Below are 20,039 nucleotides of genomic sequence, written 5' to 3'. Positions count from 1 at the left end.
CATAATTAATAAATCCTCACCAATCCGCCTTAATCCTATTTAGATAGGATCTTTTCACCTCGTCCCATTCGGGCCACACGCGGTTGTTGGTTCAAAAACCATCGTGTATCAATAGCGTGTCGCAAAAAGAACGTTGGCAAATTCGACTCGACGTCGATGCGCGTCATCGCGTCTGGACGGGAGATTGCAATGTCACCCTCGCTTCGACAGCAGGCTCGCCCTTTCTTCGGCATCGTGCTTTCCACGCTGTGCATGAACGCCCTGGCCCAGACACCGGCGGCCGCGTCGCCGGCGTCCGGGCCGGGGGCAAACCGGTACGTGATTTCGTATATCTGCGGCGATGCGCGGATCGACGGCACCGCGCCGCTTCCGCCTGACGGGCGCCCGTACAACCTGGGCGTGTCGTTCCTGTCGGGGAGCACCGGACAGCCGCTCTCCAACGTGCAGGTGCGCCTGCGCCGGCATGGGCGCGTGCTCGTCGAATTCAATGCACCGGGGTCGCGCTGCCTGTTCAGCGTGCCGGATGCGAGCTACCGCGTCGAAGGGACCTATCAGGGCGCAACCCAGTTCGCGATCGTCGAGACGGGCACGCTCACGACGCAGTTGCGATGGTGAGCGTCGCGCCGATCGCGTCATTCGTCCAACGTATCGAATCAAGGAGTCTTGCATGTCCCGTGCAGAACGACCGGACGACTCGCCCGCCCGTGAGCCGAAACCCTCGTGGGGTCCGGGAAAGAATGCGGCGCTCAGCGTCGCCGCATTTGCCGCGATCTTCGGCGCCTTCGCGTATGTCGAGCGAGACACGAGGGTCGGCCATGCGAGCGTGACGCACGATGTCGCCGGCGTGATCGAAAACGCCGTCGGCAAGTACCGCGAGTTCATCGTGGCGGCGACGGGCGGCGCGTCCGGCAAGGCAGCGCCCGCGGGCTCGACGGCGCCAGCCGGCTCGATAGAGGCCGTCGCGCAGGCCGGGCCGGTTCCGCCGTCTGCCTCGGCGACGCCGGCCATGTCGGCCGCAGCCGCACCGCCCGCACCGCCGCCAACGACGAGGGCCCGTGCCGACGTGAAACCCGCACCGCCCGCGCACGTGGCGGCGACGACGCTCGCCGCCGAGCCGCATGCCGCCTCGACCGTCAGACGCACGGCGCGCCCGGGCGACGCGCACCGGACGTCACGTTCGCAGGCGCTGGCGCGGACGAGAAAACGCCCCGCCCCCTTGCCGAAACAGCAACCGCAGTCGTATCTCGCCGGCACGTCGCACATGGAAAACGCCCGCGTCACGCACGACGAGCTGGAAGGCGCCCGCGCGCTGGCCAAGGCACGCTGGTGCGCACAGATCGACGAATGGATCTGTGTGGAGCAAAACGCGAGTCGCGCGCTTGCCATCGACCCGACGAACAGCGAATCGCGCGCGCTGCTTGGACAGGCGATCCGCAATCGCCTGTGAGCCGGTCGAATGCCGCCGGGCCTCGCCGCCCGGCGGGACGACGGCCGGTGACGCGCGCCGTCGGGCGTGCAACGGATGTGAACGTTTCACAGTGAGGAGACATCGTGGCTAACAATCGTCAACAACAATGCACCACCGTCGTTCCGCCGACCCGGCGGATCCTCCTGCATGCGCCGCTGCTGTGCCTGCTCGTCGCGTCCGGCCCATGCCTTGCCGCCGAAGGCGACGCGAAGCCGCAGGTCGCCCTGGGTTCGGGTACGCAGCCTCCTCCAGCGCCGACGCCGATCGCGCGGGCCTCGGATGCGTCGATGCGGATAGCCCATGGAGCCGCTCCGGCGATGCCGACCACGGTCGTGGTGGACCCCGATGCGCCGCAGCCGAGCGCACCATCATCGGATGCACCCATGCTGCTTGCGCAGGCATTCGTCGACACCGCGCCGCCGGATGCGCCGGCGCCACGTGCGCGCACGTCGGATGCCCCACAGCAACTCGCCCAAGCCGCGCCCCCCGCCTCGCCGGATACGCGCGCTACGCCGACGCTCATCGCGCAGGCATCCGGCACGCCGATGCCGAATTCGCCCGCGCCCGTGACCCAGCCATCCGGCGCCGAGCCGCCGTCGTCCCGGCAACCGAATTCGCAGTCGCCGGGCGCGCAGCTCCCCGGCGAGCCGATCCAGCGATCGCAAGGGCCCGACGTCGAGGCGCCGAATGCGCAGGCGCCGAATCTGCGCACCGCCGACGTCGCGACGGTGCGCAACGACGTGTTCGGTCTTGCCGCGAGCGGCGGCGCGGTCAAGGCGCTCGAAGAAGCGAAGGCCCGGCCCGATGCGTTCTCCGCCGTCGACATCGCGCAACTGGAAGAACTGTCGATTCGCCAGCAAGTGCGCGGCGGACGCGACAAGTCGCGTTCGATGACGAGTTCGGACCGCTTCGACGGCATCGACAACGCCCTGCGCGAGGCGAACGACCTCGACAAGCGGATCCCGCCCACGCCCGAGTACACCCCGGTCCGCACCGCACTCGCGGGCGACCGGGTCGTCGCCCTTGCGGCGCGCGGCGACATGAAGCAGGCCGTCGCGACGTTCGAGACGATTCCGTCCAACGCGGAGATCTCGATCGACGCGCTCGCGGCCGTCGGCGATGCGTACCTGTACCTGAGCGAACCGGCCAAGGCGAACGCCGTCTACGCGCGGGCGCTGCAGCAGGCCACCGCGTCGCCGACCGATCGCGCGACCCGCGGCTTCCAGTACGGCGCCCGCACGCAGCCGATCGAGCTGCGCGAAGGGCTGTTCTGGTCGTACGTCGACCAGGCGCGCGCGCCGGAAGCGAAGCAGGTGCTCGACGACATGGAGAAATCGCTGCCGCCGGTCAAGCAGGTGACCAACGTCGGCCCGGGAGAAAGCGACTATCTGCGCTACTACCGGCTGCGCGCGCAGTACCTGATCTTCACGGGACACGTCGATCAGGGAATCGCCGCGCTCGAAGCGCTCGAGCAACAGGTGCCCTTCAACGCGGAAATCCGCGCCGCGCATGCCGACGCCGTGTCGGGCCAGTCGCATCCGCGCCAGGCGATCTCGATGTATCGCGCGTCGCTGACCGATCATCCGGACAGCGTCGAAATGCTCGCGGGCCTCGGCCGCGCATCGCTCGTGGCGGACGACTACGCGAGCGCGAAGACCGTCGACCAGACGCTCGGCGACACGTTCCCGGACAGCGGCGCCGTGCGCGGCTTCAAGCGCGACTACAAGGCTTACCGCAGCCCGGTGTTCACGACCGACCTGAGCTTCGAGCACGGCAACAGCGCGCTGGCCGACAACAGCTTCACGTCGGACAGCTATGTGTATTCGCAACCGTTCGGCGACAACTGGCGCGTGTTCTCGCACACGTTCTACGGCTTCGCGCAGACCGACGGCGGGAACCTCAGCCGCACGCGCACGGGCATCGGCGGCGACTACCGGCACGGGCCGCTCACGGTGCTGGGCGAAGTCACGCGCTCGCTGGGCTCGGACGGCCGAACCGGCGGCCGCGGGACGATCGCATACGCGCTGAACGACTACTGGACCGTCAGCGCGGGGCTCGACACCAACGACAACTCGCTGCCGTGGAAGGCGTATGCCACGCACATCTGGGGCCGCTCCGCGAACGTCGAGGTCGTGTATCGCCAGAACGACCGGCGCGAAGTCAGGCTGAACTACGGCGTGAGCCGCTACAGCGATTCGAACTTCCACCAGGAGATCTCGGCGACCGCCACCCAGCGCGTATACACGGCCGCGAACCAGCTCGTCAACGTCTCGCTGAATCTGGGCACGGACAGCAACACGCGTCAGGACGCGCCCTACTTCAGCCCCGGTCGCGACTACGCGGCCGCCGCGACCGTCATGCATCAGCTGACGCTGTGGAAGAAGGGCGACATGGGGCTGCGACAGCGCGTGTCGGTGTCGGGCGGCGTGTACAACGAGCGCGGCTTCGGCTCCAGCCCGCTGTGGAGCGCGCGCCTCGAGCACGCGTGGACGTTCAAGCACGACATCACGCTGAGTTACGGCGTCGAGGTCAGCAGTCACGCATACGACGGCCAGCGCGAGCGCTCCGAAACCGGCTTCCTGTCGCTCAACCTGCCGTTTTAGCAAGGAGCTCTGAATGCAATCCAGACGGACCTTCATGTGCGGATGCCTCGGCACGTTCGCCGCCTGTTCGCTGTTCCCGAGCGTGACCGGCGCCAAGATGATCGACTTGCTGCCGCCGTCCGATCCGGCCGACGGCAAGACGTTTCGCGTGATCTGCATGCACGACGTGCGCGACAACCTGATGGCGTCGTTTTCGTCGCCGTCGGCCATCATCGATCCGTTCGCGGTCGACACCGGCACGCTCACCGCGATCTTCTCGTGGCTGCAGACCAACAATTACCACACCATCACGGTCAAGCAGATCGAGGAATCGCGGCGCGGCGGCAAGCCGCTGCCGCCGCGCTCGGTGCTGCTCACGTTCGACGACGGCTTCCGCAGCCACTACACGAAGGTGCTGCCGCTGCTGGAGCGTTTCAAGTATCCGGCCGTGATGGGCCTCGTCACCGCGTGGATCGACACGCCGCCGGATACGCCGATCCGCATCAGCGACAAGGTTCAGGTGCCGCGCGACTACTTCCTGTCGTGGGACGAGGTGAAGAAGCTCGGGCAGTCGGAATTCGTCGAGCTCGGCTGCCACACCCACAACCTCCATCACGGCGCGGTCGCGAATCCGCAAGGCAACGAGCTGCCGGCGACCACGTCGCATCTCTACCTGCAAGACCAGAAACGCTATGAGACCGACGCGGAATTCCATGCACGCGTGCACGACGACCTGCAGACGTGCGTCCGGCAGATTCGCGAACGCACCGGCATCGTCGCGCGCTCGATGGTGTGGCCGTACGGCGCGGAAAACCAGCCCGTGCGCCAGATCTCGACGTCGCTCGGCATGGACGTCCAGTTCAGCCTCGACGCCGGCCCGAATACGCCTGACGTGCCGCTCGACCGGCTGAGACGGATCCTGATGATGTACGACGTCGACATCGGCGGGTTCGAGCGCTCGATGCGCGAGCCGGCGTCGAACCGCGGCGACGTCGACGTGCCCGAGCGCACCGTGCAGGTCGACCTCGACCAGGTCTACGATCCCGATCCCGCGCGGCAGGAAACGAATCTCGGCAAGCTGATCGAGCGCATCTACCGGATGCAGCCGAAATCGGTGTACCTGCAAGCGTATGCGGACCCGAAGGGCACGGGCGTGGCCGAAGCGGTGTATTTCCCGAACCGGCACCTGCCGATGCGTTCCGACCTGTTCTCGCGCGCCGCATGGCAACTCAATACGCGCGCCAACGTGCAGGTGTACGCATGGATGCCGGTGCTCGCGTTCCGGCCGCCGGCCGACAAGCAGCGCGGCCTCGAGGCCGTCACCGCATACGGCGGTGCGCCGGCCCGCGAGAACGGCACGCGCGTGTTCCGGCTGAGCCCGTTCGATCCCGATGCGCGACTGATGATCCAGCAGATCTACGAGGATCTCAGCAAGCACGCGTCGTTCAGCGGCATCCTGTTCAGCGACGATGCGGTGCTCGACGACTACGAGGACGCGAGCCGGCATGCGCTGCGCGTGTATTCGCAATGGGGGCTGCCGGCCGACGTCGGCAAGATCCGCGAGAACCCCGATCTGATGAAGCGCTGGACGCGCCAGAAGACGCGCTACCTGATCGACCTGACCCGGCAGCTCGAACAGATCGTGCTGGCCCATCAGAACGTCGGCGACGTGCTGACCGCGCGCAACATCTTCGCGATGCCGGTGCTCAAGCCCGAATCGGAAGCGTGGTATGCGCAGAACTACGACGATTTCCTCGCCGCCTACGACTACGTCGCGCTGATGGCGATGCCGTACATGGAACAGGCGAAGGACCCGGAAGGCTGGCTCGACCAGCTCGTGAAGGCGGTACGCACGAAGCAGCGCGGGCTGCAGCGCACCGTGTTCGAACTGCAGTCGTACGACTGGCACGGGCGGAAGGCGGTGCCCGCCAGCACGCTGCTCGCGCAGATGCGGAGGCTGCGCGGCGAGGGGGCCGTGAATTTCGGCTACTACCCCGACAACTTCCTGAACGGCCAGCCGGAGCTCGACGCGATGCGGGACGTGATGTCGCTGAAGTCGCGCCTCGACCCCACCTCGATCAACGCGCTGATGCAGATGCAGCACACGCAGGGAACCAAGACGCCATGACCTCCCACAGCCTCATCCAGCGCCTGCAGGATTTCGTCTTCTACTATCCGTTCTTCATGTCGTATCTGTGGATGATCGGTGGCGTCGTGCACTACTTCCTGCTCGAGGAAGGCCGCGAGCTGTCGACGCGCACGATCGCGTCGAGCGGCATCCCGAAGGTCTCGATCGTCGTGCCCTGCTTCAACGAAGCCGCGAACGCGCGCAGCGTGATCACCCATCTGAACGGGATGCAGTATCCGAACTACGACATCATCGCGGTCAACGACGGCAGCAAGGATCGCACGGGCGAGATCCTCAACGCGCTGGCCGTCGAGATCCCGCGGCTGCTCGTGATCCATCACGCGCGCAACGAAGGCAAGGCGGTCGGGCTCACGACCGCGGCGGCCGTGTCGAACGCGGAGTACCTGCTGTGCATCGACGGCGACGCGCTGCTCGCGCACGACGCGATCGGCTGGATGCTCGAGCACTTCCTGACCGACCCGGGCGTCGGCGCGGTGACCGGCAACCCGCGCATCCGCACGCGCACGTCGCTGCTCGGCCGCATGCAGGTGGGCGAATTCTCGTCGATCGTCGGGCTGATCAAGCGCACGCAGCAGGTGTACGGCCGCATCTTCACGGTGTCGGGCGTGATCACGATGTTCCGCAAGACCGCGCTCGCCGACGTCGGCTACTGGAGCTCCGACATGCTGACCGAGGACATCGACATCAGCTGGAAGCTGCAATGCCGCGACTGGCGCATCGTGTACGAGCCGCACGCGCTCAGCTGGATCCTGATGCCCGAGACGATCAAGGGGCTCTACCGGCAGCGGCTGCGCTGGTCGAAGGGCGGCATCCAGGTGCTGCTCAAGTATGCGGGCACGCTGATGCGGCCGACGCAGATGATGATGTGGCCGCTGTTCGCCGAGTACCTGATCGGCATCGCATGGGCGTACTCGATGACGTTCATCCTGCTGCTCGCGCTGATCGACGTCGTCTACCCGCTTCCGCCGAACTGGCATGTGTCCGTGGTGCCGCACTGGCACGGGATGCTGCTGGTCGCGACCTGCATCCTGCAGCTGATCATCGGCAGCATGATCGATCGTCGTTACGACGAAAAACTCCTGATGTACTTCCTTGACACCATCTGGTACCCCGTCGCGTTCTGGCTGATCAGCATGATCACCACCGTCGTCGCCCTGCCCGCCGTCGTACTGCGGGGCCGCGGCAAGCGCGCCGTTTGGGTCAGTCCCGACCGAGGCATTCAACATGAAGAACGCGCCGATTATTGATCTCTCCCTGCGTGCACCGCGCGACATGATCGCCGAACGCGGCAGCATCGTCGGGCCCGTGCTCGTCGCGTGGTTCCGCCTCGTGCGGCCCGCGCTGGTCGGGGGCGTATGGGCATCGATCTGCATTTATACGTACCGCTACCTGTTGCCGTTCAACGAGGCCGAGATGCCGATCGAACAGATCGTGTTCTACGTGACGAGCATCGCGCTGATCGCCGGCACGATCGTCATGTGGCTGATCGCGGGGCGCGTCGTGCATCCCTTCGCCTATCGGTTACGCGTATCGAAGATGCTGCGGCGCTCGGCCAGCGTGAAGGTGCGCTCGGTGCCGCCGACCGCGTTCGCGAGCGCGCGCCGGCGCGGCGCGCGGCGCACGACGCGCATTCTCGTCGCGTCGCACGATGCGAACGGGTCGATCTCGGGCATCGAGTGGATCGCACACGCGGAGCCGCAACCCCGCGAATAGCTCGCCGAAGACGTGTCGCGCCGGGCGCGACACCTGCCGCGCGACGCGGCACCGCTTCTGACAATGTGCTGGCGCGCGTCGCGCGCCTGCCGGCAACTTCCTGGAGACGAGGTGAATCATGTGCGGAATCGTCGGAGCAAGCGGCCTGAACAATCAGGTGCCGCAACTGGTCAATGCGCTGAGCCGGCTCGAATATCGCGGCTACGATTCGTGCGGCATCGCCGTGCAGGGCGACGGCCGCCTGCGCAGCGAACGTACGCTGCGACGCGTGACGGACCTGCAGGATCGCGTGCTGACGCTCGGCCTCGAAGCGCGAACCTGCATCGCACATACGCGCTGGGCGACGCACGGCGCGCCGTCTGAAATGAACGCGCACCCGATCATGTCGGGCGACACGATCGCCGTCGTGCACAACGGGATCATCGAGAACCACGACACGCTGCGTGCCGAACTGAAGCAACGCGGCTATACGTTTCGCGGACAGACCGACACCGAGGTCATCGCGCATCTGATCCACAGCCTCTATCGCGACGACTTGTTCGACGCGGTGGTGCGCGCCGTCAAACGGCTGCACGGCGCATACGCGATCGCGGTGCTCGGCGCGCGCGAGCCGCAGCGCCTCGTCGCCGCGCGCGCCGGCTCGCCGCTCGTGATCGGCATCGGCGCCGAGCAGAACTACCTCGCGTCCGATTGCGCGGCGCTCGGCGACCTGACCGACCGCTTCGTGTACCTGGAGGACGGCGACGTCGCGCTGATCACGCCGGATCGCATCGCCGTGGTCGATGCGGGCGGGCAGGAAGCGCGGCGCCCGTTGTGCGAGGTGAAGGCGCGCGCGGACGACGCCGCGCTCGGCCCGTACCAGCACTTCATGCAGAAGGAAATCTTCGAGCAGCCGAAGGCGATCGACAGCACGCTCGACGGCATCGACGCGATCTCGCCGGCGCTGTTCGACGCGACGGACGGCACGCGCGCGCTGCTGTCGCGGGTCAGAAGCGTGCTGCTGCTCGGCTGCGGCACCAGCTACTACGCGGGGCTGACCGCGAAGTACTGGCTCGAAAGCATCGCGGGCGTGCCGGCCCAGGTCGAAATCGCCAGCGAATACCGCTACCGCGACACGGTGGCCGATCCGCGCACGCTCGTCGTCGGCATCTCGCAGTCGGGCGAAACGGCCGACACCATCGGCGCGATCGAGCAGGCGCGCGCGATGGGCCAGGATTTGTCGATGGCGATCTGCAACGTCGCGACCAGTACGATCGCGCGCAACGCGCCGCTGCGGTTCCTGACGCGAGCCGGAGCCGAACTCGGCGTCGCGTCCACCAAGGCGTTCACGACGCAGCTCGTCGCGCTGTTCGTGCTGACACTGACGCTCGCGCAACTGCGCGGCCGGCTCGATGCCGCGCAAGTCGCGACGCACCTGAAGCAATTGCGCGCGCTGCCGGACCGCATCGGCCATGCGCTCGCGCTGGAAACGCAGATCATGGGCTGGGCCACGAAATTCGCGCGCACCGAGAACGCGCTGTTCCTCGGCCGCGGCATCCATTTCCCGATCGCGCTGGAAGGCGCGCTGAAGCTCAAGGAAGTGTCGTACATCCACGCGGAAGGCTATGCGGCCGGCGAGCTGAAGCACGGGCCGCTCGCGCTCGTCACGAGCGCGATGCCGGTCGTCACGATCGCGCCGGACGACCGCCTGTTCCAGAAGCTGAAGTCCAACATGGCCGAGGTGCGTGCGCGCGGCGGCCGGCTCTACGTGCTGGCCGGCAATCAGCTCGAAATCGACGCCGACCGCGACACGCACCTGATCCGCGTGCGCGAATCGGGCGACCTGCTGTCGCCGATCGTCAACGTGATCCCGCTGCAACTGCTCGCGTATCACGTCGGCTGCGCGCGCGGCGCCGATGTCGACAAGCCGCGCAACCTCGCGAAATCGGTGACCGTCGAATGATCCGGCGACCACGCCCGGTACGGGCGCTCACGCGGCTGGCCGCGGCCGTGCTCTGCGGCGCGGGCGGCATCGGCGCGGCGTCGCCGGCCTTGGCCGGCGCGCCGGCCGTGCATACGGTCACCGTGTCGAGCGCCCCGTCGCCGCGAGACAGCGGCGACCCGCGGCGCTTCATGCACGGCATCGGCGTGGCCGACGCCGGCGACGGCAAACGCTGGGTGTTCTTCAGCAGCTCGGGCATCGTGCCGCGCGGTGCGCTGCGCAGCGGCAACTGGCCGCACAACGTGTACGTCGGCGAATGGCGGCCCGGCGAGCCGCGCCTGCTGCACGTGCGCACGTTCATCAGCCGCCCCGAGGCGCAGGAACCCGTGTCGATCGCGCAGAACGCGCGCGGCGACATCTTCGTCACGTTCGAGGACGGCTGGAACGCGCCGCAGGAAGTCAGCCAGCGCTATGGCGTCTACCGACGCGACCTGAAGCCGATCAAGCCCTACCCGAACGACGTCGAATCGGGCGGCCATTCGGGGCACGTCGCGACGGTCGCCGACCGCTTCGTCGTGTTCTATTCGGCCGACTGGGTCAACGGCGGCGGGGTCGACAACCTCGGCAGCGGCAACGGCGTGTACCTGAAAACCTACGACGCGGCCGGGCGCGTGCTGAACCACGTCGCGGTCGCGCCGCACCGCCGCGAGTGGTGGCCCGTGATCGCGGGCTCGCCGCGCAACGCGCTGCTGGTATGGCAGAAGTTCATCGAAGGCAGCACGGACGCGACGCTCGAATATGCGATGTTCGACCCGGTCACCGCGAAGCTGCAAACGTTCGGATCGCTGAACGGCGCGATCCAGTACTACGTGTATTCGGCCGCCTATGTGCCGGAGATCGACCGTTTCATCGTCGTCACGACGACGGCGGACGATCGCGGCGTCGCGATGCTGATCGCACCGGACGGCCGCCGCACGGCGACGCTCGATTGCCTGCCCGCATCGGTGCGCGAATCGGACATCGGCGTGTCCGGCACGCACGCGTACGTGCCGACCCGCGACGGGCGGCTGCTGACGCTCGCGCTCGCGCCGGCGGACATCGCGGTGAGCGGCGTACAGCGCTCGCCGATTCCGTGGGGCTCGACCGGCATCGCCGGTTTTCCGGCACGCGGCACGGCGATGCATTTCGTGTCGCTGACGCCGTCGGGGATGCGCGAAGCCGATGTCGAACCGAAGCAGGACACGCCGATGCCGAGGAAAGACGTGTCGTGCTCGAATCATTGACGGTGGGCCGGTAACGCCATGTCGTCGTGAACGCGGGCGGGCCGCGTGTCGCCGGCGTGCGCTTCGTCTTCCGCGTCCCGAACTGCGCTGCGCCCCCGCTTCGCCAACCCGGTAGTCGGACGCGCCGTCGCGGGCCTGCCGACCACGACCGCCGTGCCTTTCCTCTGCCGAATTCGCCAGCGCCGCCCGTACCGGATAGACTGTCGCCCGATTCCTTCCATCGGCCGCGGCGTCCCGCCTCCTGCCGCCGCCGGAACGCCCCTTCCCGGAGAACGAATGCTGAAGCGCCAGTGGTTTTCGCTCGTGCTGCTGACGGTTTGCCTGCTCGGGCAACGCGCGTCGGCCCAGTCCACGCTCGAACTCGACACCGACGGCACGGCCCGCACCCTCACCCGCCAGACGCTGCTCGCGCGCGCCGATGCGACCGACATCCACGTGCCGCGTGACATCGCATACGGCCGGCCGATGACGTTCCGCGCTGTGCCGTTCGCCGCGCTGCTCGGCGACACGCCGCTGCCGGCCGACGGCGTGCTCGAAACGCGCGCGGCCGACGGGTTCGCCGCGCAACTGCCGCTCGATCTCGTGCGCCGCCGCGCGCCGGCCGGCGCGACCCCGTGGCTCGCGATCGAGGACCCGGCTCATCCGTGGCCGAAGCTGCCCGGCAAGCAGGTCGGCGCGGGGCCGTTCTATCTCGTCTGGCTGGGGCCGGACGCGTCGTCGGTGCGCGGCGAGCAGTGGCCGTACCAGATCGTGCGCATCACGATCGAATCGTCGCCGCTCGCGCGCTGGCCGTCGCTCGCGGTCGACGCCGCATTGCCGGCGAACGATCCGGCCCGCGCGGGCCAGCGGCTGTTCGTCACGCAATGCCTCGCGTGTCATCGCATCGACGGCGCCGGCAGCAGCCGCGCCGGCCCCGACCTGAACACGCCGATGAACCCGGTCGACTACTTCCAGCCCGCCGCGCTGCGCCGCTACATCCGCAACCCGGCGTCGGTGCGCGACTGGCCGGGCCGCAGCATGCCGGCGTTTCCGCCCGATCAGCTGAGCGACCGCGAACTCGACCAGATCGTCGCGTATCTCGCGTATATGGCGCGGCGCAAGGCGGCAAAGTAACGCGCGTGGCCGCCGCCCGGCCGCACGCGTCGCGCTTACGCTTCCCGCGCGCTCTGCAGCACCGCGCGCAACAGCACGTCGGCGCCGGCCGTCGCCCATTCCGGCGTAATCGCTTCGGCCTCGTTGTGGCTCAGCCCGTCGACGCACGGCACGAAGATCATCCCGGTCGGCGCGACCCGCGCGACATAGCACGCGTCGTGGCCCGCGCCGGACACGATGTCCATGTGCGACAGCCCGAGCGAGCGCGCCGCATCACGCACCGTGTCGATGCAGCGCGGCGCGAACGGCACCGGCGCATACGTGAAGATCTGCTCGATCCGCGCGCCGAGGCCGGCTTCGTCGGCCACACGTGCGAGTTCCGCGCGCAGCGCCGCGTCCAGTTCGTCGAGTACCGCATCGTCGGGGTGACGGAATTCGACCGTGAAGAAGCAGCCGCCCGGCACCGTGTTGCGCGAATTCGGCCGGGCCTCGATCATCCCGACCGTTGCGCGCGCATCCGGTGCGTAACGGCGGCCGAGCAGTTCGATGAACGAGATCATCCGCGCCGCGCCGACCAGCGCGTCGCGCCGGAACGCCATCGGCGTCGTACCGGCGTGCGCGTCGACACCGGTAAGCGTCACCTCGTACCAGCGCTGCCCCTGCCCGGCCGTCACGACGCCGATCGTCTTGCCGGCGCGCTCCAGAATCGCGCCCTGCTCGATATGCAGTTCGTATGCCGCGTGCACCGGATAGCCGCCGACCGGCTCCGCGCCCGCGTAGCCGATCCGTTCGAGTTCCTCGCCGATCGTCCGGCCCGCGCCGTCGGTGCGCGACAGCCCGTATTCGAGCGTATAGACGCCCGAGAACACGCCGGCCGACACCATCGCCGGCGCGAAGCGCGAGCCTTCCTCGTTGGTCCAGATCACGACGTCGATCGGGCGCTCGGTCTCGATGCCCGCGTCGTTCAGCGCGCGCACGACCTCGAGCCCGCCGAGCACGCCGTAGATGCCGTCGTAGCGGCCGCCGGTCGGCTGCGAATCGGCGTGCGAGCCCGTCATCACCGGCGCGGCGTCGGGGCGGCGGCCCGCGCGGCGCGCGAACACGTTGCCCATCCGGTCGACGCGCACCGTGCAGCCGGCGTCGCGCGCCCACTGCACGAACAGGTCGCGCGACTCGCGGTCGAGATCGGTCAGCGCGAGACGGCAGACGCCGCCCTTCGGCGTCGCGCCGATCTGCGCCATCCGTTCGAGCGACGCCCACAGGCGCTCGCCGTCGACGCGCGGCATGCTCGCCATATCGGTATCGTCACGCATCGCCGTTCTCCTGCGCGTGTTGCAGCGCATAGCGGAAATCGCAGCGCTTGCCGCCCTGCATGATCGTGCTCGTGCGCGTGAGCGCGATGTCCGGCGCATAGCCCTGGATGAAATAGCTGTCGCGCGCGCAGCTCAGCAGATGCCCGATCTCGCCGAGCCCCATCGCGTGATACATCTCCGCATAACTGCAGCGATGCACGTCGTAGTCGTAGTGCGCGTCGTCGGCGCGCCGCACCTCGACGTCGAGCGCATCGTCCTTCTCCCACAGCACCTGCAGCGCGACGAACGACTTCACGCTCGTGCCGTCCGGCTCCTGCGCGGCGAACGTGCGGCCCGCGTCGACGGCCGCGCCGCGTACGGCTTCCGCGATCACGGCCTGTGCGCGCTCGGCGCCGAATTCGCGCTTCATGATCTCGTAGATCGGCTTGATGATTTCCGCTTCGATGCGGCGCCGCGCGAGGATCCCGAGGCGCGTGTCCTCGGGTGCGGCGGCGGATGTCGGGTTCGCTTGTGTCATGGGAATCGTCTCGGTCGTTGTGTCGTCGTGTCGTCACTGGGCCGCGGTGCGCGAGCCGCCGAGCACGTCGACGACGGCCCACTTGTCGCCGCGCACCCGGTAGATCGTGAAGGCCGGGTCCTTCAGGTTGCCTTCGGCGTCGAACGCGATGCGCCCGGTCCCGCCGGGCCGCTCGATGGCACGAACGGCCGCGACCAGCTTCGCCGGCTGCGTCGTGCCGGCCTTCTGCGCGGCCGCGATCAGCGTGGCGGCCGCGTCGTACGCGAACGGCGCGTGTAGCTCGATCGGCGCGTGAAAGCGTGCCTGGTATTGCGTGTCGAACGCCTTGCCGCCCGGCATCCGGTCGAGCGGCAGGCCCGGTTCGAGCGCCGTCACGCCGTCGCCGTCCTTGCCGGCGAGCGACAGGAAGGTCTGACTGACGAAGCCGCCCGCACCGAGCAGCGGCGCGTTCACGCCGAGCTGACGCATCCGGCGCGCGATCGGCGCGGCCTGCGCGTCGAGGCCGCCGAAGAACACGAGATCCGAGCGCTTGCCCTTGATCGCGGTCAGCACGCCGCTGAAGTCGGTCGTCTTGTCGTTCACGTACTGACGATCGACGATCGCGCCGCCGTTCGCCTGCACGCCCTTGATGAACTGGTCGGCCAGCCCCGCGCCGAACGACGTGCGATCGTCGATCACCGCGATGCGCTTCGCCTTCAGCGTCTTCACCGCGTACGCACCGGTGAAGTGGCCACCGGCATCGTCGTGCCCCATGATGCGGAACGCGGTCGCGTAGCCCTGCTGCGTGTATTGATGGCCGGTGGACGCCGGCGCGATCTGCGGGATGCCCGCATCGCGGTACACGCGCGACGCCGGCACGCTGCAGCCCGTGTTCCAGTGACCGACGACGCCGATCACGTGCTGGTCGACGAGTTGCTGTGCGACCGCGACGGCCGTGCGCGGGTCGGACTGGTCGTCGGCCGCGATGAGCTTGTAGACGACCGGCTTGCCGCCGATGGTTGGATGTTTCGCGTTCGCGTCGTCGATCGCGAGTTGCGCGCCGTTCTGCAGATCCTTGCCGATCCGCGCGGACGGGCCGGTGAGCGGCGCGGCGAGACCGATCAGGACGGTCTGGGGCGCGGACTGCGCGGACGCGGGAGCGGCGGCGACCAGGGCGGCCGTCGAGAAGGCGAAGCTGGCGGAGAGGAAAGCGATTTTCATGTGAGGAGATTGGTCGGCTGGATCTTAAACATGAAAAATATTAAATATTCGGCATCCAAACCCCAAATACCCAATTGTTGGATGCTTATACCGTTCCCGCCACATTAACGTATCACCCTGTAAATAATGGATATTTTTGTGTTGCCGCTCGCCATGACTTTTCGATAAAATTCGATACATGAAAAATATCGAACAATTGCCGCACGATCCCCCACTGCGCGCGGTGCGTGCGTTCGAAGCGTTCGCGCGTCTCGGCTCGGTCACCGCGGCGGCAGGCGAACTCGACATCACGCCGTCGGCGGTCAGCCATCAGCTGCAACTGCTCGAGGCGTTCATCCAGACGCCGCTGACGGTACGCGAAGGCCGGCTGCTCGCGCTCACCGACGAAGGCCGCGACTACTACCGGTCGATCAGCGCGGCGTTCTCGGTGCTGCGCAGCGCGACGCGCTTCGTGCGCGACCGTTCGTCGCTGCGCCAGATCACCGTCAGCCTGATTCCGCTGCTCGGCATCGGCTGGTTCATCCCGCGGCTGCATGCGTTCCTCGCCGACAACACCGATGTCGACGTCACGGTGCTGTACGCGCACCACCGCAACTACCGAAGCGACGCGTCGGACCTGTCGATCCGCTTCGGCACCGGCGACTGGCCCGGCTATCGCTGCGAGCGGCTGCTGCCGGGTGCGATGGTGCCGATGTGCAGCCCGTCGTTCCTGAAGCGTCACGGGCCGTTCCGCACGCCGGCCGATCTCTCGCGCGCGCCGCTCGTGCACGACGAGGATCGCAGCACGTGGGTCAACTGGCTGCAGGGCGCCGGCGTGCGGCACGTGTCGCACGCGGTGGGGCCGATGTTCGAGGATGGCCAGCTCACGCTGAGCGCCGCCCGCGCGGATCTCGGGGCCGCGTTGCTGCGCGCGCCGCTGGTCCAGCGCGAACTGGCGAACGGCGAGCTCGTGCAGTTGTTCGATCACGCGCTCGACGACGGGCGCGATTACTACCTGTGCACGCGCGAGGACGCGGACATGCCGGACGGAGCGCGGCGGCTGGCGGCGTGGTTGCGGAAGATGGCGGGGATTTGAGCGGGGGTTTGCCCCGCCAACCGAACCGCAAAGCGGCATGCGCTTCAGATAGGTGCAACCTTGCATTTACGCGGTCGCATACCAATGATGGATGCGTCATGCGCACGATCCCGATCGATCTGTCGGACGACCAGCACGCCGTGTTGAGCATCATCGCAGGGGCCAAGAACCGCTCCCGCGCCGAAATCATCGGCGACGCAATCGATGCCTATATCGCGCGACACGAACACACACTCGTCAACAATGTGTTCGGTCTATGGAAGGGGCGCGAGATCGTCAGCCAAGAGGACCTGGGCCCGGCATGGTGAAGACATGTACAGCCCATCTCCTGCCCACCCGATGCATCCCTCCCCGCCCCGCCAATCAAGGGCCGGAAGCAGATAGAAAATCCCGATGCCCCGGATTGAAACAAGCAATTTCACAAGTTCAGGGTGAACCCGGATACTGGCAACACTCCACTCACCCCTGACGAAAAGGAATTGTCCAGATGCCGATCATCAACACCCAAATCAAGCCGTTCAAGGCAACCGCTTACCACAACGGCGAATTCGTGCCCGTCTCGGAAGAGAACTTCAAGGGCAAGTGGTCCGTCGTCGTGTTCTACCCGGCCGACTTCACGTTCGTCTGCCCGACCGAACTGGGCGACCTCGCCGACCGTTACGCGGAATTCCAGAAGCTGGGTGTCGAAATCTATGGCGTGTCGACCGACACGCACTTCACGCACAAGGCATGGCACGACACGTCGGACACGATCGGCAAGATCAAGTACCCGATGATCGGCGACCCGACGCTCACGTTGTCGCGCAACTTCGACGTACTGATCGAGGAAGAAGGGATGGCGCTGCGCGGCACGTTCGTGATCAACCCGGAAGGCGAGATCAAGCTGTGCGAAATCCACGACAACGGCATCGGCCGCGACGCGGGCGAACTGCTGCGCAAGGTCCAGGCCGCGCAATACATCGCCGCTCACCCGGGTGAAGTGTGCCCGGCCAAGTGGACGCCGGGTGCGGAAACGCTGACCCCGTCGCTCGACCTGATCGGCAAGATCTAAGGGTCGCCGCGCGCCTCGCACGGGGCGCGCGACATGCATCACCCCGGGCCGCCTCGCACGGCCCGCGCCCTCCTCCGGCACGACGTGCCCGACCAGAATCATCAATACGGAATCCGAAACGCCATGCTCGACGCCAATCTCAAGAACCAACTCAAAGCGTACCTCGAAAAGATCACGCGCCCGATCGAACTCGTCGCCTCGCTCGACGACAGCGCGAAATCGCAGGAACTGCTGGCGCTGCTGACCGAGATTGCGTCGCTGACGGATCGCGTGACCGTAGCCGAACGCCGCGACGACGCCGAGCGCAAACCGTCGTTCTCGATCGGCGAGCCCGGCAAGCCGGCCGGCATCCGCTTCGCCGGCATCCCGATGGGCCATGAATTCACGTCGCTCGTGCTCGCGCTGCTGCAGACGGGCGGCCATCCGATCAAGCTCGACGACGACGTGATCGAGCAGATTCGCGCGCTCGACGGCGACTACGCGTTCGAAACGTATTTCTCGCTGTCGTGCCAGAACTGCCCGGAAGTCGTGCAGGCACTGAACGTGATGTCGCTGATCAACCCGCGCATCCGCCACGTCGCGATCGACGGCGCGCTGTTCCAGAACGAAGTCGAGTCGCGCCAGATCATGGCCGTGCCGACGATGTTCCTCAACGGTGCATCGTTCGGCCAGGGCCGCAGCAGCGTAAAGGAAATCCTCGCGAAGCTCGACACGGGTGCGAGCGAACGCGCGGCGAAGTCGCTCGAGAACAAGCCGGTGTTCGACACGCTGATCGTCGGCGGCGGCCCGGCAGGCGCGGCCGCGGCGATCTACTCGGCACGCAAGGGCATCGCGACGGGTGTCGTCGCCGAGCGTTTCGGCGGCCAGGTGCTGGACACGATGGCGATCGAGAACTTCGTATCGGTGCAGGAAACCGAAGGGCCGAAGTTCGCGACCGCACTCGAACAGCACGTGAAGCAGTACGACGTCGACATCATGGACGTGCAGCGCGCCGACGCGCTGATTCCGGGCGACGTGCACGAGATCCGCCTCGCGAACGGCGCGGTGCTGAAAGCGAAGACGATCGTCCTCGCGACCGGCGCACGCTGGCGCGAAATCAACGTGCCGGGCGAGCGCGAATACCGCAACCGCGGGGTCGCGTACTGCCCGCACTGCGACGGGCCGCTGTTCAAGGGCAAGCGCGTCGCGGTGGTCGGCGGCGGCAACTCGGGTGTCGAGGCGGCGATCGACCTCGCCGGCATCGTCAAGGCAGTCACGCTGATCGAATTCGGCACGCAACTGCGCGCGGACGAAGTGCTGCAGCGCAAGCTGCGCAGCCTGCCGAACGTGACGATCGTCACGCAGGCGCAGACGACCGAGCTGACCGGCGACGGCAGCAAGCTGAACGGGCTCGTGTACAAGGATCTGCGTTCGGGCGACACGCAGCGCATCGATCTCGAAGGCGTGTTCGTGCAGATCGGCCTCGTGCCGAACACCGAATGGCTGAAAGGCACGGTCGAACTGTCGAAGCATGGCGAGATCGTCGTCGATGCGCGCGGCGCGACGTCGGTGCCGGGCGTGTTCGCCGCCGGCGACGTGACGACGGTGCCGTTCAAGCAGATCGTGATCGCGGTCGGCGAAGGCGCGAAGGCGTCGCTCGGTGCGTTCGACCACCTGATCCGGCAGGACGTGGCGCCGGTGGCAACCGCTCAACCGCAGGCCGAAGAAGCGGTCGCCGCCTGACGGACGTCAGCCCGACGACATCGAAGTTTGTCTCTCTTGGCCCCGCATGCTTTGGTCGGCGTGCGGGGCGTTTTTTATGCCGGCGGCGTTCGCGATTACTTGGTCGCGGTCGAGCCGCCGTCCGCTGGCGCAGGCGCCGTCGATTTGAAACTGCTCGACTGCCTGACCAGTTGCTCGGTCATCGCGGCCGCCACGGGATTCGCGCCGGACGACGAACCGCCCTGCCGGTACGAACCCGTGTTCGCCGGCATCGACGACACCGTCGACATCGACGGCGGCGGCAACGCCGGATCGAGCTTCGCCGACTCCCTGACGAGCGCGGCCGTCTCCGGCGTTTCGGATTTCGTCGCGGCCGGCGACGCCGCGGCGGCGTGGCGTTCGAGGCCGTCGCGCTTGCGCGGCGCGCGTTGCGTGACCTGTGCGGCGGGAGCCGACTGAGCGGGTTTCGCGGCCGGGGCCGGGGCCGATGGGGTCGAATCCTGTGCATCCACCGTCACGACGTTGACCTTCGGCGGCGGTGCGGCCGGCTTCGTCACCGGTTGCGGCTTGTCGCTGACGACCGGCACGGGTGCAGGCGCGGCGTCGACGCGCGCGGTTGCGGCCGGCGCGGGCGGGGGTGCGGTGGATGCGGTTGGTGCGGGAGGCGGCACGGCGGCCGCCTGTTTCGGCGCTGTCGCAGCAGCCGGCGCCGGCGGCACGATCGCGCCCTGCACCGCGTGATCGTTGCCCGCGGGCGCCGCGGCAACAGGTGCGGCCGAATCGGCGATGCCGGCGTCTTCGATCGCACGGTGGTCCGCGCGCAGGAGCATCACGTACGCGGTGCCGGCCGCGGCTACCAGGAGCCCGCCGGCGATCAACATGGTTTTACGGGTACTCGTCATGCTTGCTCACCGACATATCGATGTGAACAGGCCATCATACGCGGCCAATGCGCGTTGATCTCGCACGAATAC

At 67.6% G+C, this 20,039-nt stretch carries 17 protein-coding genes; 13 read left to right on the top strand and 4 right to left on the bottom strand.

Annotated features, from left to right (window positions below; translation table 11 throughout):
* Nucleotides 1-189 precede the first annotated feature (189 nt).
* The 9 genes from AC3IFE_RS22160 (at nucleotide 190) to AC3IFE_RS22120 (ending at nucleotide 12,229) form a co-directional block, all read left to right on the top strand.
* On the top strand, nucleotides 190-615 hold the full coding sequence (locus AC3IFE_RS22160) for a hypothetical protein (protein ID WP_301739361.1): 426 nt from the start codon (nucleotides 190-192) through the stop codon (nucleotides 613-615).
* Nucleotides 616-667: 52 nt separating this feature from the next.
* The gene (locus tag AC3IFE_RS22155; protein WP_489191966.1) at nucleotides 668-1,447 is read left to right on the top strand and encodes a hypothetical protein; all 780 of its coding nucleotides are present in this window, start codon (nucleotides 668-670) and stop codon (nucleotides 1,445-1,447) included.
* Nucleotides 1,448-1,551: 104 nt separating this feature from the next.
* Nucleotides 1,552-4,071, top strand: a complete 2,520-nt coding sequence (gene pgaA / locus AC3IFE_RS22150) for a poly-beta-1,6 N-acetyl-D-glucosamine export porin PgaA (RefSeq protein ID WP_489191965.1) — start codon at nucleotides 1,552-1,554, stop codon at nucleotides 4,069-4,071.
* A 13-nt stretch (nucleotides 4,072-4,084) separates the two neighbouring features.
* The gene (gene pgaB, locus AC3IFE_RS22145; RefSeq protein ID WP_489191964.1) at nucleotides 4,085-6,178 is read left to right on the top strand and encodes a poly-beta-1,6-N-acetyl-D-glucosamine N-deacetylase PgaB; all 2,094 of its coding nucleotides are present in this window, start codon (nucleotides 4,085-4,087) and stop codon (nucleotides 6,176-6,178) included.
* Nucleotides 6,175-7,446, top strand: a complete 1,272-nt coding sequence (pgaC, locus tag AC3IFE_RS22140) for a poly-beta-1,6-N-acetyl-D-glucosamine synthase (protein WP_089469555.1) — start codon at nucleotides 6,175-6,177, stop codon at nucleotides 7,444-7,446. Before pgaB ends, pgaC begins: the two co-directional genes overlap by 4 nt.
* Nucleotides 7,424-7,912, top strand: coding sequence for a Biofilm PGA synthesis auxiliary protein PgaD (locus tag AC3IFE_RS22135; protein ID WP_089469554.1), 489 nt, complete (start codon nucleotides 7,424-7,426; stop codon nucleotides 7,910-7,912). Before pgaC ends, AC3IFE_RS22135 begins: the two co-directional genes overlap by 23 nt.
* Before the next feature lie 118 nt (nucleotides 7,913-8,030).
* Nucleotides 8,031-9,854 (top strand): glutamine--fructose-6-phosphate transaminase (isomerizing), encoded by a 1,824-nt coding sequence (gene glmS / locus AC3IFE_RS22130; protein ID WP_489191963.1) that lies wholly within the window; start codon nucleotides 8,031-8,033, stop codon nucleotides 9,852-9,854.
* On the top strand, nucleotides 9,851-11,116 hold the full coding sequence (locus tag AC3IFE_RS22125; RefSeq protein ID WP_489191962.1) for a hypothetical protein: 1,266 nt from the start codon (nucleotides 9,851-9,853) through the stop codon (nucleotides 11,114-11,116). Before glmS ends, AC3IFE_RS22125 begins: the two co-directional genes overlap by 4 nt.
* A gap of 276 nt (nucleotides 11,117-11,392) precedes the next feature.
* Nucleotides 11,393-12,229: a c-type cytochrome gene (locus tag AC3IFE_RS22120; RefSeq protein WP_089469551.1), complete on the top strand. Its 837-nt coding sequence runs from the start codon at nucleotides 11,393-11,395 to the stop codon at nucleotides 12,227-12,229.
* A gap of 35 nt (nucleotides 12,230-12,264) precedes the next feature.
* Here AC3IFE_RS22120 and AC3IFE_RS22115 read toward each other — a convergent pair whose 3' ends face one another.
* The 3 genes from AC3IFE_RS22115 to AC3IFE_RS22105 are packed head-to-tail and all read right to left on the bottom strand — an operon-like array spanning nucleotide 12,265 to nucleotide 15,238.
* Nucleotides 12,265-13,521, bottom strand: a complete 1,257-nt coding sequence (locus AC3IFE_RS22115; RefSeq protein ID WP_489191961.1) for a Zn-dependent hydrolase — start codon at nucleotides 13,519-13,521, stop codon at nucleotides 12,265-12,267.
* The gene (locus AC3IFE_RS22110) at nucleotides 13,514-14,038 is read right to left on the bottom strand and encodes an L-2-amino-thiazoline-4-carboxylic acid hydrolase (protein WP_489191960.1); all 525 of its coding nucleotides are present in this window, start codon (nucleotides 14,036-14,038) and stop codon (nucleotides 13,514-13,516) included. The genes AC3IFE_RS22115 and AC3IFE_RS22110 overlap by 8 nt, the downstream gene beginning before the upstream one ends.
* Nucleotides 14,039-14,071: 33 nt before the next feature.
* On the bottom strand, nucleotides 14,072-15,238 hold the full coding sequence (locus AC3IFE_RS22105; protein ID WP_489191959.1) for a branched-chain amino acid ABC transporter substrate-binding protein: 1,167 nt from the start codon (nucleotides 15,236-15,238) through the stop codon (nucleotides 14,072-14,074).
* A 178-nt stretch (nucleotides 15,239-15,416) separates the two neighbouring features.
* Here AC3IFE_RS22105 and AC3IFE_RS22100 point away from each other — a divergent pair, with 178 nt between their 5' ends.
* The 4 genes from AC3IFE_RS22100 (at nucleotide 15,417) to ahpF (ending at nucleotide 19,086) form a co-directional block, all read left to right on the top strand.
* On the top strand, nucleotides 15,417-16,313 hold the full coding sequence (locus AC3IFE_RS22100) for a LysR substrate-binding domain-containing protein (protein WP_089469547.1): 897 nt from the start codon (nucleotides 15,417-15,419) through the stop codon (nucleotides 16,311-16,313).
* Between the two features lie 98 nt (nucleotides 16,314-16,411).
* Complete coding sequence (locus AC3IFE_RS22095; protein ID WP_489191958.1) at nucleotides 16,412-16,621, top strand: CopG family ribbon-helix-helix protein; 210 nt, start codon at nucleotides 16,412-16,414, stop codon at nucleotides 16,619-16,621.
* A 179-nt stretch (nucleotides 16,622-16,800) separates the two neighbouring features.
* Complete coding sequence (gene ahpC / locus AC3IFE_RS22090; protein WP_034179823.1) at nucleotides 16,801-17,364, top strand: alkyl hydroperoxide reductase subunit C; 564 nt, start codon at nucleotides 16,801-16,803, stop codon at nucleotides 17,362-17,364.
* Between the two features lie 123 nt (nucleotides 17,365-17,487).
* Nucleotides 17,488-19,086 carry an alkyl hydroperoxide reductase subunit F gene (ahpF, locus tag AC3IFE_RS22085; RefSeq protein WP_089469544.1) on the top strand — a complete coding sequence of 533 codons (1,599 nt, stop codon included), beginning with the start codon at nucleotides 17,488-17,490 and terminating at the stop codon, nucleotides 19,084-19,086.
* Between the two features lie 95 nt (nucleotides 19,087-19,181).
* On the opposite strand, the gene AC3IFE_RS22080 is transcribed toward ahpF, so the two are convergent.
* Nucleotides 19,182-19,967 (bottom strand): extensin, encoded by a 786-nt coding sequence (locus AC3IFE_RS22080; protein WP_489191957.1) that lies wholly within the window; start codon nucleotides 19,965-19,967, stop codon nucleotides 19,182-19,184.
* Nucleotides 19,968-20,039 lie beyond the last annotated feature (72 nt).

This window comes from Burkholderia sp. APQ4-4ca (assembly GCF_057837105.1).
The sequence above is the reverse complement of the archived record's forward strand: the minus strand, read 5'-3'. Positions and strand labels throughout refer to the sequence as shown.